Genomic DNA, 15,494 nt, shown 5'->3' on the forward strand with positions numbered 1-15,494 from the left:
CGTGCGGCCTGAAGGGCCGCTTCGCGCGATATATGTCTGCATGCCTTGGAAGCCCGCGACAGCAGCTCACCTCCAGCAACCAGCCAAGCATAGCGCCCAGCTAGAATCATTCTGCAAATTGTTGCCAAGTATCTTTTACAGAAGGTCTTTTATCAACAACTCAGCCAGCTGCACGGCGTTGAGCGCAGCCCCTTTGCGTACGTTATCTGACGTCAGCCAGAGATTAAGTTCCGCCGGGTCGTCGATCCCCGCGCGCACCCGACCAACGTAGACCACATCCTGCCCCACCGCATCGCCCACCGCGGTCGGGTAGTCGCCCGCCTCCACCAACTCGATGCCGGGCGCCGCTTCGAGCGCGGCATTGACCGCATCCAGGTCGATCGCCGTGGCTGACTGCAGAGTCACGCTATAGCTATCGCCAAAAAATACCGGGGCTTGAACACAAGTGACAGAAATCTTTAATAAAGGCTGCGCCAGCACCTCGCGCAACTCCCGGACCAGGCGTTTTTCCAACAAGGTGTGACCTTGCTCGTCGGGCGTGCCGACCTGCGCCAACAGGTTGAATGCCATCTGCCGGTCGAAGAATCGCGGCTCCAACGGACGCGCATTGAGCAGTTCGGCGGTCTGCCGCGCCAGCTCGGTTACCGCTTCACGGCCCTGGGTGGACACCGCGAGGCTGGCGGTCAGGTTGACCCGCTGGATCTCGAACAAGGCCTGCAACGGCGCCAGGACCACCGCCAGCGACGTGGCTGCGGCGCTGGGGCTGCTCAGTTGAACGGGCTTTTCCAGGCCGCTCAGCACCCGCTCGTTGGCTTCCGGCACCAGATTCGGTGCCTGGGCCGAAGGCAATGCGCCCGACAGGTCGATCACCGCGCAATTGGCCGCCGTCGCCCGAGGGGCGAAGCTCAGTGTCACCGCAGGGCCGGCAGCGAAAAACGCCAGCTGCACCTTGCTGAAATCGAACTCGTCGACCTCACGCACGCGCACATTTTTTCCACGAAACGGCACCGAGTGCCCCGCCGACTCGCTGCTGGCCAACAGGTGCAGGTTGGCGATCGGAAAATCGCGCTCTTCGAGAATCTGGACGAGGGTTTCGCCGACAGTACCGGTGGCACCGATCACGGCGATATCGAAGGACTGGTTCATGGTGCTACCTCTGGCGAAACGGGGGGAGCGGCACTTTACCCGGCGCTTGGGGGCGAGGCAATTTATCAGATCTGGCACATCAGACTTTTCGCAAACATGCTCATAGCCAGCAATCAGAGCTGCTCCGATATGAAAAAAGCCCACGCCTCTTGCAAGGCGCGGGCTCTTTCAACGCATCAGAGCATCAACGCTCGAGCAGGATCCGCAGCATGCGGCGCAGCGGTTCGGCGGCGCCCCACAGCAGTTGGTCGCCGACGGTGAACGCGCCGAGGAACTGCGAGCCCATGTTCAGCTTGCGCAGACGGCCCACCGGGATGTTCAGGGTGCCGGTGACCTTGGTCGGGCTCAGCTCCTGCATGCTGATGTCGCGCTGGTTCGGTACCAGCTTGACCCAAGGATTGTGCTGGCTGATCAACCCTTCGATATCGGCGATCGGCACGTCCTTGTTCAGCTTGATGGTCAGCGCCTGGCTGTGGCAGCGCATGGCGCCGATCCGCACGCAGATGCCGTCGACCGGGATCGGGCTCTTGAAGCGGCCGAGAATCTTGTTGGTCTCGGCCTGGGCCTTCCACTCTTCGCGGCTCTGGCCGTTCGGCAGTTCCTTGTCGATCCACGGGATCAGGCTGCCGGCCAGCGGCACACCGAAGTTCTCGGTCGGGTAGGCATCGCTGCGCATGGCCTCGGCGACCTTGCGGTCGATGTCGAGAATGGCGCTGGCCGGATTGGCCAGGTCATCCGCCACGGCGGCGTGGGTCGCCCCCATCTGCTTGATCAGTTCGCGCATGTTCTGCGCGCCGGCACCGGAGGCCGCCTGATAGGTCATGGCGCTCATCCACTCCACCAGACCGGCTTCGAACAGGCCACCCAGGCCCATCAGCATCAGACTGACGGTGCAGTTGCCGCCGATGTAGTTCTTGGTGCCGGAGTCTAGCTGCTGGTCGATGACCTTGCGGTTCACCGGGTCGAGGATGATCACCGCATCGTCCTGCATGCGCAGGCTGGAAGCGGCATCGATCCAGTAGCCCTGCCAGCCGGCTTCGCGCAGCTTGGGGAAGACTTCGCTGGTGTAGTCGCCACCCTGGCAGGTCAGAATCACGTCGAGGGTCTTCAGCTCTTCAATGCTGTAAGCGTCCTTGAGCGGAGCAATGTCCTTGCCCACGGACGGGCCTTGGCCACCGACATTGGAAGTGGTGAAAAACACCGGCTCGATAAGATCGAAGTCTTGCTCTTCCAGCATCCGCTGCATGAGCACGGAACCGACCATACCGCGCCAACCGATCAGACCTACACGTTTCATCGCAACTACACCTATACAAAAGTGGGCCACCGTCTGAGCGGTGGGCCCGAAAGATTACAGATTCCGCAGCGCGGCGACTACTGCATCGCCCATTTCCTGCGTACCCACCTTGGTGCAACCGGCCGACCAGATGTCGCCGGTGCGCAATCCCCGGTCCAGTACCAGGCTCACGGCCTGCTCGATGGCATCCGCCGCGTCGTTCAGGTTGAAGCTGTAACGCAGCATCATCGACACCGACAGAATGGTCGCCAGCGGGTTGGCGATGCCCTGCCCGGCGATGTCCGGCGCCGAACCGTGGCATGGCTCGTACATGCCCTTGTTGTTGGCATCCAGCGACGCCGACGGCAGCATGCCGATGGAACCGGTGAGCATCGACGCTTCGTCGGAAAGGATGTCGCCGAACATGTTGTCGGTGACCATCACGTCGAACTGCTTCGGCGCACGCACCAACTGCATGGCGGCGTTGTCGACGTACATGTGGCTCAGTTCGACATCCGGGTAATCCTTGGCCACCTGCTCGACCACTTCGCGCCACAGCTGGCTGGACGCCAGGACGTTGGCCTTGTCCACCGAGCAGAGCTTCTTGCCGCGCACGCGGGCCATGTCGAAGCCGACCCGGGCGATGCGGCGGATTTCACTCTCGCTGTACGGCAGGGTGTCGTAGGACTGACGCTCGCCGTTTTCCAGCTCGCGGGTGCCACGTGGCGCGCCGAAGTAGATGCCGCCGGTCAGCTCGCGAACGATGAGGATGTCCAGGCCGGACACGATTTCCGGCTTGAGGCTGGAAGCATCGGCCAGTTGCGGATAAAGGATCGCCGGACGCAGGTTGCCGAACAGGCCCAACTGCGCGCGAATTTTCAGCAGGCCGCGCTCAGGGCGGATATCGCGCTCGATCTTGTCCCATTTCGGGCCGCCCACGGCGCCCAGCAGGACCGCGTCGGCAGCCCGCGCACGGTCCAGGGTCTCGTCGGCCAGCGGCACGCCGTGCTTGTCGATGGCCGCGCCACCGATCACGTCATGGCTCAGCTCGAAGCCCAGGCTGTACTTGTCGTTGGCCAGTTCCAGCACCTTGACCGCCTCGGCCATGATTTCCGGGCCGATACCGTCACCTGGGAGAATCAGAATCTGCTTGCTCATGCTTTCCTCATTTGCTCTGTCGGTGTGCTGGTTGGCACGCCCGGAAAAATGCTGTTGCCTGGCCTGCGGCGTCCGCTCACTCGTAGAGAACGAAGCGCTGGCCCGAATATCAAGCCGTCATGGCTTTTTTGGGCGGTTGCGGCGAGCAAAAAGCTCGCTCCTACAGGTTTTGTGTCCTCTCCTGCCGGAGCGAGCTGGCTCGCCATCAATGCATCACTTTAACGCCGATCAGGCGTCGCGAAACAACCACGGCTGGCTGGCACGATGCTTGGCCTCGAAGGCGGCAATCGCGTCGCCGTCCTGCAAGGTCAGGCCGATATCGTCCAGGCCGTTGAGCAGGCAGTGCTTGCGGAACGCATCGATCTCGAATTTCAACACCTTGCCATCGGGACGGGTCACGGTCTGGGCCTGCAGATCGATCTGCAACTGGTAGCCCGGATTGGCCTCGACCTGCTGGAACAATTCATCGACTTCAGCATCGCTGAGGATGATCGGCAGCAAGCCGTTCTTGAAGCTGTTGTTGAAGAAGATGTCAGCGTAGCTCGGGGCAATGATGCTGCGAAAACCATATTCTTCCAACGCCCAAGGCGCGTGCTCACGGCTGGAGCCGCAGCCGAAGTTTTCCCGGGCCAGCAATACACTGGCACCCTGGTAGCGCTCGGCGTTGAGCACGAAATCCTTGTTCAACGGACGCTTGGAGTTGTCCTGGTACGGCTGGCCGACATCCAGGTAGCGCCACTCGTCGAACAGGTTCGGGCCGAAGCCGGTGCGTTTGATCGACTTGAGGAACTGCTTGGGAATGATCTGATCGGTGTCGACGTTGGCACGATCCAAAGGCGCGACAAGACCGGTGTGCTGGGTGAAAGCTTTCATGCTGCGCTCCTTAGATCAATTCACGGACGTCGACGAAACAACCGTTGACGGCGGCGGCCGCGGCCATGGCCGGGCTGACCAGGTGAGTACGGCCACCGGCGCCCTGGCGACCTTCGAAGTTGCGGTTCGAGGTCGAAGCGCAATGCTCGCCGGACTCCAAACGGTCCGGGTTCATCGCCAGGCACATCGAGCAGCCCGGCTCGCGCCATTCGAAGCCCGCTTCGAGGAAGATCTTATCCAGGCCTTCCGACTCCGCCTGGGCCTTCACCAGGCCCGAACCCGGGACCACGATCGCCTGCTTGATGGTTGAAGCCACCTTGCGGCCCTTGGCGATGACCGCCGCGGCGCGCAGGTCTTCGATCCGCGAGTTGGTGCAGGAACCGATGAATACCCGGTCCAGCTGGATGTCGGTGATCGCCTGGTTGGCGGTCAAACCCATGTATTTCAAGGCACGGACGATGGAGTCGCGCTTGACCAGGTCCATTTCCTTGGCCGGGTCCGGCACGTTCTGATCGACCGCCAACACCATCTCGGGCGAAGTGCCCCAGCTGACTTGCGGCTTGATCTGCGCGGCATCCAGCTCGACCACGGTGTCGAACTTGGCATCGGCGTCGGACACCAGGTCCTTCCAGGCTTCGACGGCGAGGTCCCATTCCGCGCCCTTGGGGGCGAATGGACGACCCTTGACGTATTCCACGGTCTTTTCGTCCGCGGCCACCAGGCCCACACGGGCGCCGGCTTCGATGGACATGTTGCAGATGGTCATGCGGCCTTCGACGGACAGGTCGCGAATCGCGCTGCCGGCGAACTCGATGGCATGGCCGTTACCGCCAGCGGTGCCGATCTTGCCGATGACGGCCAGGACGATGTCCTTGGCGGTCACGCCAAATGGCAACTTGCCCTCGACCCGTACCAGCATGTTTTTCATTTTCTTGGCGACCAGGCACTGGGTGGCGAGCACATGCTCGACCTCGGAGGTGCCGATACCGTGCGCCAGGGCGCCAAAGGCACCGTGGGTCGAGGTGTGGGAGTCGCCGCAGACCACGGTCATGCCGGGCAAGGTGGCTCCCTGCTCCGGACCGATGACGTGAACGATGCCCTGACGCACGTCGTTCATCTTGAATTCGACGATGCCGTATTCGTCACAGTTGTCGTCGAGGGTCTGAACCTGCAAACGCGAGACCTGGTCGGCGATGGCGCTGATGCCGCCCTTGCGCTCCGGCGTGGTCGGTACGTTGTGGTCCGGGGTCGCGATGTTGGCATCGATGCGCCAAGGCTTGCGCCTGGCCAGACGCAGGCCTTCGAAGGCTTGCGGCGAGGTCACTTCGTGGATGATGTGACGATCGATATAGATCAGCGCCGAGCCATCGTCGCGCTGCTTGACCAAATGCGAATCCCAGAGCTTGTCGTAGAGCGTTTTGCCGGCCATCAGACGGTTCCTCATCATTTTCTATGCCGCAGGTCTCTGACACCGGTCAATAACCCCTTGGCTTGTGAGGCTGATGCTATGGCGTTAGATTAAATAACTCAAATTCATATTTTTTATACTTTGGATAACCTACTGGAATACGACCATGGACCTGGCCAACCTCAATGCCTTTATCGCGATTGCCGAAACCGGCAGCTTCTCTGGAGCCGGCGAGCGCCTGCACCTGACCCAGCCGGCCATCAGCAAGCGCATCGCCGGCCTTGAGCAACAGCTCAATGTCCGGCTGTTCGATCGCCTGGGCCGCGAAGTGGGCCTGACCGAGGCCGGACGCGCCCTGCTGCCGCGGGCTTATCAGATCCTCAACGTGCTGGACGACACCCGCCGGGCGCTGACCAACCTGACCGGCGAAGTCAGCGGCCGCCTGACCCTGGCGACCAGCCACCATATCGGTCTGCACCGCCTGCCGCCCCTGCTGCGCGCCTTTACCCGCCGATACCCGGAAGTGGCCCTGGACATCCAGTTTCTCGACTCGGAAGTGGCCTATGAAGAGATCCTCCATGGTCGCGCCGAGCTGGCGGTGATCACCCTGGCCCCCGAGCCCCATACGCTGGTCAAGGCCACGCCGGTGTGGAACGACCCGCTGGACTTCGTCGCCGCCCCCGAGCATCCGCTGGTGAGCAACGGCACGGTCAGCCTGGCCGATATCGCCCTGCATCCGGCGGTATTTCCCGGCGGCAACACCTTCACTCACCATATTGTCCAGCGCCTGTTCGAGGCCCAGGGCCTGACACCGAACATCGCCATGAGCACTAACTATCTGGAAACCATCAAGATGATGGTGTCCATCGGCCTGGCCTGGAGCGTACTGCCGCGCACCATGCTCGACGATCAAGTGGCGCGCATTCCTTTACCGGGCATACAGCTCACTCGCCAGCTAGGCTATATCCTGCATACCGAACGGACGCTGTCGAATGCTGCGCGGGCTTTCATGGCCTTACTGGATGCACAAGTCGATTGGCCAGGGACCAAGGCGTAAGCGTCCCGGCATGACTTATGCCACCTCTTTGCTTGCCTGAACCTGCGCCTAACGCTCTTTTCAGCCCAAGGCCCGCTGCTCATGCCAAAACCCGCTGACCGTCTACCGCCCATGCCGCGCGTTCACGCGCTCGACCCGAAACAGTCGGAGCAAAGCTGGGAGAGCGCCCCGCAGTTGCTTGCCGCACTCAATGGCGCACGGCTGGGCGCCTGGTACTGGGACATCGAAAGCGGGCAAATCAGCTGGTCGCGGGGCACCCAGGCGCTGTTTGGCTTCGATCCGCGCCAGCCGCTGCCCAAAGACCTGGAATACCTCGACCTGCTGCCCGAGGAAGATCGCGCCAAAACCATTCGCGCCTTCCATTCGGTGCTGGCCGGCGCGCCGCTGGAACAGGCGATGCATCACCGCATCCGCTGGCCCGACGGCAGCCTGCACTGGCTGGAAATCAATGGCAGCGTGCTGCCGGACAAACATGGCAAGCCCCGAATGATCGGGGTGATTCGCGAAATCACCCACCAACGCCAGCGGGAACAAGCCCTCAGCAGTTCGGAAAAACGCTTTGCCACGCTGTTTCACCTGTGCCCGAACATGGTGCTGCTGACCCGCCTGGAAGACGGCCTGATCAGCGAAGCCAACCAGTACTTCGAAAGCCTCTTCGGCTGGCCGGTGCAGCATGTCATCGGCCGCACCACCCTCGAACTGGGCCTGTGGGTCGACCCGGAACAACGCGCGCAAATGGTCAAGGCGGTACAAAAGCGCGGCCAGGCCGCCACCCTCGAGGTGCAACTGCGCGCCAGCAACGGGCAGATTCACGACGGTATTCTCAGTGCCCAGAAAGTCGAGCTGGAAGGCCAGGCCTACCTGCTCAGCACCTTTCTCGACACCAGCGAACGCAAGCTCGCCGAACAGGCCCTCAAGGACAGCCAGGAGCGCCTCGACCTGGCGCTGGACTCGGCCCAGCTCGGCACCTGGGACTGGCACATTCCCAGCGGCATGCTCTACGGCTCGGCCCGCGCCGCGCAGTTGCACGGCCTGGAGCCGATGCCGTTCCATGAGTCCTTCGATGCATTTTTCGAGGGCGTGCCCGACGAAGAGCGCAACAGTATGCGCGATGCCTATCGCAGCCTGCGCGAAGGCCCGGCCGGCAATTATCAACTGACCTACCGCGTGCAACTGGCCGATGGCTCGTCACGCTTTCTGGAAAGCCGCGCCCGCCTCTACCGCGATGAGCAGGGCCATCCGCTGCGCATGGCCGGGACCTTGCTGGACATTACCGAACAGGTCGAGCGCGAGCAGCGCCTGGCGACGTCCGAGGAAAAGTTCGCCAGCCTGTTCCAGGTCAGCCCGGACCCGATCTGCGTCACGCTCCAGGAAACCGGGCAGTTCATCGAGATCAACTCCAGTTTCACCCAGACCTTCGGCTGGACCGCCGACGAAGTGCTCAACCGCAGCGCCGACGAAATCGGTCTCTGGGACGACTCCGCCCAGCGCCTGCAACGGGTCGAACAGGTAATCCGCGAACAGGCGCTGAACAACGTCGCGGTGGTGGTCCGGCACAAGGACGGGCACCCCCTGGCCTGCATCATTTCCAGCCGGCAGATCACCGTCGACAAACAGCCGTGCATTGTCACCACGCTGCGCGACATCACCCAGCAACAACGCTCCGAGGCCGCGCTCAAGGCCAGCGAAGAGAAGTTCGCCAAGGCGTTCCACTCCAGCCCCGACGCCATCACCATCACCGAACGCGACACCGGGCGCTACCTGGAGGTCAACGACGGCTTCTGCCGGCTGACCGGCTACCGCGCCGAAGAAGTGATCGGCCGCACCGTGTATCAGGTCGGTATCTGGGCCGAGGAAAAACAGCGCTCGATCCTGCTCGCCGAGCTGCAGCTCAAAGGTCGGGTCAATCACCTGGAAATGCTCGGCCGCAACAAGCGTGGCGATATCCTGACAGTCGAGGCCTCGATCGAACCCATTACCCTCAATGAAACCCCCTGCCTGCTGTTCACCGCGCGGGACGTCAGCCTGCTGAAAAATGCCCAGGCGCAGATTCGCCACCTGGCCTACCACGACCCGCTGACCAACCTGCCCAACCGCGCGCTGTTGATGGACCGCCTGAGCCAGCAGATCGCCCTGCTCAAGCGCCACAACCTGCGCGGCGCCCTGCTGTTTCTCGACCTGGACCATTTCAAGCACATCAACGATTCCCTCGGCCATCCGGTGGGCGACACCGTGCTGAAGATCGTCACCGCGCGGCTCGAAGCCAGCGTGCGCATGGAAGATACCGTGGCACGCCTGGGCGGCGATGAGTTCGTGGTCCTGCTCAGCGGCCTGGAAGGCAGCCGCAGCGAAGTCAGCGAGCAGGTGCGTGAACTGGCCGATACCCTGCGCGAGCTGCTCTCCGAACCGATGTTCCTCGATGGCCAGCGCCTGCAGGTGACCCCCAGCATCGGCGTGGCGCTGATTCCCGATCATGGCTCGACCCCCACCGACCTGCTCAAGCGCGCCGACATCGCGCTGTACCGGGCCAAGGACTCCGGGCGCAACACCACCCAGATGTTCCACAACACCATGCAGAAAGCCGCCAGCGAGCGCATGCGCATGGAAACCGACCTGCGCCTGGCCCTGTCCCGGGGCGAGTTCAGCCTGCATTTCCAGCCCCAGGTCGATGCCCGCGACAACCGCATCGTCGGCGCCGAGGCCTTGGTGCGCTGGCACCACCCCGAACTGGGGGCGCAATCGCCCACCGAGTTCATCAAGGTCCTGGAAGACAGCGGCCTGATCCTCGAGGTCGGCACCTGGATTCTCGACGAAGCCTGCCAGGCCTTCAGCCAGCTGATCGCCGAAGGCCTGGTGGACCCGCTCGACTTCAGCCTGTGCGTGAACATCAGCCCGCGACAGTTCCGCCAGAACGACTTCGTCGAGCGTATAGAGCACAGCCTGAGCCATTACCAGCTGCCGCCTTCGCTGCTGAAGCTGGAGATCACCGAAGGCATCGTGATCCAGAACCTGGAAGACACCATCGGCAAGATGCGTCGCCTGAAAAAACTCGGCGTGAGTTTCGCCATGGACGACTTCGGCACCGGTTATTCGTCGCTGACCTACCTCAAGCGCTTGCCGGTGGATGCGCTGAAGATCGATCAGTCCTTCGTCCGCGATGCGACCCACGACCCCAACGACGCGGAGATCGTGCGCGCCATCGTCGCCATGGCCCGCAGCCTGGACCTGAAGGTGATCGCCGAAGGCGTGGAAACCGCGGAGCAGCTCGAGTTCCTGCAAGGCCTGGGCTGCCACTTGTATCAGGGTTACCTGCACAGCCGACCGCTGCCGCTGGAGGGTTTGAAAGCCCTGCTGGTCTGAGCGGGCGACATGCAATCGCCGGCCTGACAGATCAACGGGGCAGCAATTGCCAGTGTTTGGCACAACCTGTAGGGTCGCGTTTTTTGTGACGCCCACGAGATCGATCATGCAGGATGCAACCCTCCCCCGCCTGGCCCTGCTGGGCATTGACCTTGGCACCACCAACAGCCTGATCGCCGTCTGGCAGGACGGCCGCGCCCAGTTGATCCCCAACGCCCTCGGCGATGTCCTGACCCCGTCGGTGGTCAGCCTCGATGAAGACGACAGCATCCTGGTGGGCAAGGCCGCGCGGGCCCGCCTGACGACCCACCCGGAACGCACGGCCGCGGCCTTCAAGCGCTTCATGGGCAGCGACAAGCGCCTCGAACTGGGCGGCCGGCCGTTCAGCCCGGAAGAACTCTCGGCGCTGGTGATCGGCTCGCTCAAACAGGATGCCGAAGCCTTTCTCGGCCATCCGGTGCAGGAAGCGGTGATTTCGGTGCCCGCCTACTTCAGCGACGAACAACGCAAGCGCACGCTGTTCGCCGCCGAACTGGCGGGCCTGACGGTGTCGCGGCTGATCAACGAGCCGACCGCGGCCGCCATGGCCTACGGGCTGCACGAACAGAAGTTCGAACGCACGCTGATCTTCGACCTGGGCGGCGGTACCTTCGACGTCACGGTGCTGGAATACGCACTGCCGCTGATTGAGGTGCATGCCTCCACCGGCGACAACTTCCTGGGCGGCGAGGACTTTACCGAGGCCTTGTTGCAGGCCTGCCTCAAGGACTGGCAACTCACCCCGGCGCAGATCGACGCCCAGGGCATGGCCAGCCTGGGCGACGCCCTGGAGCAGCTCAAGTGCGCACTCGCCGAAGGCACTCAGTCACTGAGCTGGCGCCATGGGGACACCTCGTATGAATGGACGCTGGACGAAGCGCTGGCACTGAAGATCTGGGAACCGCTGCTGGCCCGCTTGCGCGCGCCCATCGAACAGGCCCTGCGCGATGCCCGCCTCAAGCCTCGCGACCTCGACAGCCTGGTGCTGGTAGGCGGCGCCACCCGGATGCCGGCGGTGCAGCAGATGGTCGCCACCCTGTTCGGCCGCCTGCCTTACCGCCATCTCGACCCGGATACGATCGTCGCGCTGGGCGCCGCCACCCAGGCCGCCTGCAAGGCCCGGGACGGGGCCATCGAAGAACTGATCCTGACTGATGTCTGCCCCTACACCCTGGGGATTTCCACCCGTCGCGGCGAACAGGTCAGTGGGGCTTTTTCGCCGATCATCGAACGCAACACGGTAATCCCGACCTCACGGGTGCAGCAGTTCTACACCACACATCCGCATCAGGCGTTTATCCGCATCGAGGTGTACCAGGGCGAGCGGCCCTGGGTACGGGACAATATTTTCATCGACGCCTTCGACGTGCCTCTGACACCCAGCGAGCAGATCCAGTCCCTGGACGTGCGCTTCAGCTATGACATCAATGGCCTGCTTGAAGTCGACGTCACCCTGCTGGCCAGCGGCGAACGCCATAGCCACAGCATCGACCGCAGCCCCACCGGGCTCGATGCGCAATCCCGGCAAGCCAGCCATGAGCGGCTGACCGCGCTGAAAATCCACCCGCGCGACGCCCTGCCCAACCGCACCCTGCTGGCACGGCTGGAACGGGCGTGGGCGCAAAGCCTGGGCGACGAGCGCGAACAGATCGCCGACTGGCTGGGCACCTTCACCGCCGTGCTCAGCGGCCAGCAACCGACACAAATCGCCAGCCATCGAACCCAGTTGAACAAGGCGCTGGACCAACTGCGTCTCTAGCCGTTGAGCCGCCGCAAACTGGCCTGCAAACCACCGGGCAGCGCGTCTTCACCCGCGCTGTCCGGCGGTACGCCATAGCGGTTGGGCAGCTTGTCGCCGGGAAAGGCGAACAGGATCAGCGACAGAAATGGAAAGAACACCGACAGACCGCCCAGCACCAGCAAGGTCGGGATACCACGCCCCATGTCATGCAGGCGGCGCAGAATCACCCCGAGTAAAAACAGGCTGCCCAGCAATGACACAACGATCGCGGACAGCGACGTGCCGCTGAACAACGCGGCCAGCGGGGTGATCAGCACAGCGCCCAGCACCTGCCAGAAAAACGCCCCGCGTCCCAGCCGTGTGCCCAGGCGCCAGAACGCCGTGGCGGGCGTCGGACGGCTGTCACCCTTGGCCAGCAGCAGACGCTCGCTCCAGGACAGCAGCGCACTGAAGGCAAACCGCAGGCCGAGCCCGTGTTCCGGATTGTCCTTGGCCCGCTGCATGCGCAGCAGCACTTTCTGCCGAGGCACACCGGCACTGCCGTAACGCACCAGCCCCTTGAGCACATCGAGGGCCAGATAAAAGGCCTCGCTGTCGATCCCTTCGTCTTCGACCAGCGTCTGCTGCGGCGGCCGTGGCGGCTCGCCCTTGATCAAGCCGTGGCGGAAGCCGTCGAACCAGTCCTGGGGATTGGTGACTTCGGTAATCCGGTCGAGCAGATATCGACGCTGCTGCGCATCGATCACCGGGTCGTGATACAGCACACCGCTCAAGAGCATGCGCCCGAGCAAATCGTCCGCGAAGGCGTGCAGGTCGCTGCGCAGGCATGCGAACAAGCGCTCATTGCTCAACAACCGCGCACTGTCGAGCGCTTCCTGGACGCCAAGCAATTGCCGGTCGAGCAAGGCATGCAGCGGATCCGCCAATTGCAGCCAGCCGAGCAAACCGCTCAGGTCGCCCTGTTCGCGCTGCAACTGGGCAAGCTGCGGCTGCAGCCGGCTGAGCGGATGGGACGGATTGAGCGCCAGGCGCTCCAGGCACCGCGAGTCGATCAATTGCCACCAGCGTTCCGGCTGCTCCAGCAACGCCATCAGGAACCGCGTATGGGCGTACCAGTGCCAGACCGCCTCTCCCGTCCCTGGCGGCGGCAACACTACGCCATGCTGGCTCAGTTGCAGCAGCAGGTTCAGTTCCGACAAATCGCTAGCGGCATCCGTATCGCTCAATTCGAAAGACTCGGCGATACGCTCCAGGGCAGCGTGACCGTAAGGACGCAATCGGCGCAGCCACACACGGCAGATCTTATGCGGCTCACCGGTTGTCAGCGCATCGGCCAGTTGTGCCGAAGCCGCGCCCTCATCGATGAAGGCATTCATCGCCAACGGAATCGGCGCCTGGCTCAACCAGCGCAGGTGCTGCCCGGCCTGATCCTTGAACCCGCTCAGCACCAGGCCTTCGAGGGCATCCAGCGGCTGCGGCTCGTCCAGCACCTGTTGCAACAGGTCTGCTGCGCCACGGTGCAAGGCCCAGGCATGCCGGTACAGGCGCAACAACCGGGTGTCGGTGTGCTGGCCCAGCAACTGCGCTAGCAAGGGCAACTCGTCGCCGGTCATCCGCCAATCGATAAAGGCCTGCGCCAACCCCTGCAGCTCGAGCCGGCCAACGCCGAGCCAGCGGATCAGCGTCTCGGGACGTTGTGAAGGGCTGCCGTACTCCTGGGTGACATGGGCGAGATCGGTGGACCAGCCGCTGAAATGCTCCAGACGATCAAATGCCTGGATCAGCAGCGGCAAAAAGTCCGGCTGACGCTTGGCGCACAACGCCAGCAATTGGCTCTCGGCCTTGGGATGACGATGCTCCTGCCAAAGCCGGACCCAGCAAGGCAACGCCTGATCGTCCAGCCCCAGCAGGCTGTTCTGGCACGCCAGCAGGTAAAGCCAGTCCACATCATCCGGCGCTTGGCACTGCTGCTCGATACACAACTGCAACAGCCCCTGGCCACCGATGCCCGCCTGGGTGAATTGCACCAGCAAGCGCTTGATGAAAAGCGCATCGTTCGGCAACGGCAGGCAGGTGTGTTGGCTGGCGAAGCCTTCGTACTCGTGGAGCGGTCGCCGGTCGAAGATGAAGTCGAGACTGCGCGCGTACCACAGGCTTTCGGTCTGCGCCGGTTCCGACCAATTTCCCATCAGCACCGTGTCGAAAGGGTCCGGGGTCTTGATCCGGTTCAGATAGTCCTCGACATGACGGGCCTGATCGAACCCCAGCTCCAGCAACTGACGCTCCCAGCCCATGCGCTGGGCCAACAGGCCCGCGCAACGATGGGAAAGCGGTCCGGCGTTGGCCGTCCGCCCGAACAACTCCCAGCGCAGGTCATCGAGCATGCCGAGCGGCAGTTGATCCAGTGTCTTGATAAAGGCCTGCCAGGCCTCAGGATTGAAGCGCCGCGCCGGATCATTCAGCAGCGCATCAAAATCGAGGATGGCCTGCGCAGGCTCAGGCTCGTCCTCCTGCGCCGCTTCAAGTTCCTGCTCCTTGTCACGCACCAGCCGCAGGGCACTCTCGTAGGCCTGGCGCAGTGCCTGGAATCCTTCGGGATCGGTCTCCGGGTGATGCTCCGGCAGACGGGCACGATAGGCATTGCGAATCAGCGTTTCATCGGTGGTAGGGTCGATCCCCAACTGTATCCAGCAACTCATGACCAGGCGAACTCCTCAAGCGACGCCGGACGCTGCGGCATATCCAGCTCCAGATGCCAAGGCAGGTCCGCCAGGCACTCCGGCATGTTTTGAGCAAGGCCCCGGGCGATTCTCTGGCTGAGGGGATTTTCTCCTTGCCGATCCAGCTCGTACGCCAGTTCTTCATCGCTGTTGCCCAGGCAGGCCCAAAACGAGCGCCCAACCAGGAACCCATTGAAATAGGCGAACCAGCTGCCGTAGTGGTATTGCGCTCTGACCGCCAATCGGCTGTGCAGCCAAAGACTTTCGGTCAGATCGATCCACCGGTTGCGCACGCCGCAACGCAAGAGAAACCCCATGCGCCCGTAATCCCAGGAAAGAATCCCGCCCGGGCCGCAAGCGCCAAAGGTCCGGCTGGCGAGCTCATGCAGGATGCGCTCGCGAGGTTCGAGGGTGTCGAGCAAGGCTTGCCATTCGCTTGGCAGGCAACGCTGCCAGGCGCGATAGGCATCGTCGAGATGGCCGGCATGACCGTTGTCAGTCATCTTTTCCAGCATGTCCAGCAACTGCCGTCGGTCACCGATGCCCCAACTGCCTTGCAGGTCGATGGAGTCCGGGCCGGGGTAGAACGCGGGGTTGTCGTATTCGGCGCGAGGGTTGAGCGCAACCATCGGCGCAGAAAGGCCCCACAGCCAGCGCTGTTGTATCTCGTCCATGAAAAAGGCTCCAGGCCGACCGGTAAGGAGGGGGGTCGGCAA

The 15,494-nt window shown here is 63.1% G+C and carries 10 protein-coding genes; 3 read left to right on the forward strand and 7 right to left on the reverse strand.

What is annotated here, in order from left to right:
- Positions 1-135: 135 nt before the first annotated feature.
- From AC07PQ_RS22700 to leuC, 5 genes are all read right to left on the reverse strand, one after another.
- Entirely contained in the window at positions 136-1,146 is a 1,011-nt protein-coding gene (locus tag AC07PQ_RS22700; protein WP_007921986.1) for an aspartate-semialdehyde dehydrogenase, read from the reverse strand.
- A 184-nt stretch (positions 1,147-1,330) separates the two neighbouring features.
- Positions 1,331-2,443 (reverse strand): aspartate-semialdehyde dehydrogenase, encoded by a 1,113-nt coding sequence (gene asd, locus AC07PQ_RS22705; protein ID WP_007921989.1) that lies wholly within the window; start codon positions 2,441-2,443, stop codon positions 1,331-1,333.
- Between the two features lie 54 nt (positions 2,444-2,497).
- The gene (leuB, locus tag AC07PQ_RS22710) at positions 2,498-3,580 is read right to left on the reverse strand and encodes a 3-isopropylmalate dehydrogenase (protein WP_007921991.1); all 1,083 of its coding nucleotides are present in this window, start codon (positions 3,578-3,580) and stop codon (positions 2,498-2,500) included.
- A 228-nt stretch (positions 3,581-3,808) separates the two neighbouring features.
- Positions 3,809-4,453, reverse strand: coding sequence for a 3-isopropylmalate dehydratase small subunit (gene leuD, locus AC07PQ_RS22715; RefSeq protein WP_007921993.1), 645 nt, complete (start codon positions 4,451-4,453; stop codon positions 3,809-3,811).
- Between the two features lie 10 nt (positions 4,454-4,463).
- Entirely contained in the window at positions 4,464-5,882 is a 1,419-nt protein-coding gene (gene leuC, locus AC07PQ_RS22720) for a 3-isopropylmalate dehydratase large subunit (RefSeq protein WP_493185224.1), read from the reverse strand.
- A gap of 145 nt (positions 5,883-6,027) precedes the next feature.
- On the opposite strand from leuC, the gene AC07PQ_RS22725 reads away from it, so the two are divergent.
- The 3 genes from AC07PQ_RS22725 to AC07PQ_RS22735 all read left to right on the forward strand — a co-directional run bounded on the left by AC07PQ_RS22725 (position 6,028) and on the right by AC07PQ_RS22735 (position 12,076).
- Complete coding sequence (locus AC07PQ_RS22725; RefSeq protein WP_053260337.1) at positions 6,028-6,918, forward strand: LysR family transcriptional regulator; 891 nt, start codon at positions 6,028-6,030, stop codon at positions 6,916-6,918.
- Between the two features lie 81 nt (positions 6,919-6,999).
- Positions 7,000-10,278: a sensor domain-containing protein gene (locus AC07PQ_RS22730; RefSeq protein WP_493185225.1), complete on the forward strand. Its 3,279-nt coding sequence runs from the start codon at positions 7,000-7,002 to the stop codon at positions 10,276-10,278.
- 106 nt (positions 10,279-10,384) lie between these two features.
- Positions 10,385-12,076, forward strand: a complete 1,692-nt coding sequence (locus AC07PQ_RS22735; RefSeq protein WP_493185226.1) for an Hsp70 family protein — start codon at positions 10,385-10,387, stop codon at positions 12,074-12,076.
- Here AC07PQ_RS22735 and AC07PQ_RS22740 read toward each other — a convergent pair.
- Positions 12,073-14,757, reverse strand: coding sequence for a DUF805 domain-containing protein (locus AC07PQ_RS22740; protein ID WP_493185227.1), 2,685 nt, complete (start codon positions 14,755-14,757; stop codon positions 12,073-12,075). The genes AC07PQ_RS22735 and AC07PQ_RS22740 overlap by 4 nt on opposite strands.
- Entirely contained in the window at positions 14,754-15,452 is a 699-nt protein-coding gene (locus AC07PQ_RS22745) for a DUF1266 domain-containing protein (RefSeq protein ID WP_493185228.1), read from the reverse strand. The genes AC07PQ_RS22740 and AC07PQ_RS22745 overlap by 4 nt, the downstream gene beginning before the upstream one ends.
- Positions 15,453-15,494 lie beyond the last annotated feature (42 nt).

This window comes from Pseudomonas sp. GW821-FHT09E12 (assembly GCF_059416085.1).

Bases quoted from the DNA above. Each gene is read 5' to 3' on its own strand.
- AC07PQ_RS22740 (WP_493185227.1), bottom strand. From the start codon at position 14,757: ATGAGTTGCTGGATACAGTTGGGGATCGACCCTACCACCGATGAAACG.
- AC07PQ_RS22700 (WP_007921986.1), bottom strand. From the start codon at position 1,146: ATGAACCAGTCCTTCGATATCGCCGTGATCGGTGCCACCGGTACTGTC.
- AC07PQ_RS22725 (WP_053260337.1), top strand. From the start codon at position 6,028: ATGGACCTGGCCAACCTCAATGCCTTTATCGCGATTGCCGAAACCGGC.
- leuC (WP_493185224.1), bottom strand. From the start codon at position 5,882: ATGGCCGGCAAAACGCTCTACGACAAGCTCTGGGATTCGCATTTGGTC.
- AC07PQ_RS22745 (WP_493185228.1), bottom strand. From the start codon at position 15,452: ATGGACGAGATACAACAGCGCTGGCTGTGGGGCCTTTCTGCGCCGATG.
- AC07PQ_RS22730 (WP_493185225.1), top strand. From the start codon at position 7,000: ATGCCAAAACCCGCTGACCGTCTACCGCCCATGCCGCGCGTTCACGCG.
- asd (WP_007921989.1), bottom strand. From the start codon at position 2,443: ATGAAACGTGTAGGTCTGATCGGTTGGCGCGGTATGGTCGGTTCCGTG.
- leuB (WP_007921991.1), bottom strand. From the start codon at position 3,580: ATGAGCAAGCAGATTCTGATTCTCCCAGGTGACGGTATCGGCCCGGAA.
- leuD (WP_007921993.1), bottom strand. From the start codon at position 4,453: ATGAAAGCTTTCACCCAGCACACCGGTCTTGTCGCGCCTTTGGATCGT.
- AC07PQ_RS22735 (WP_493185226.1), top strand. From the start codon at position 10,385: ATGCAGGATGCAACCCTCCCCCGCCTGGCCCTGCTGGGCATTGACCTT.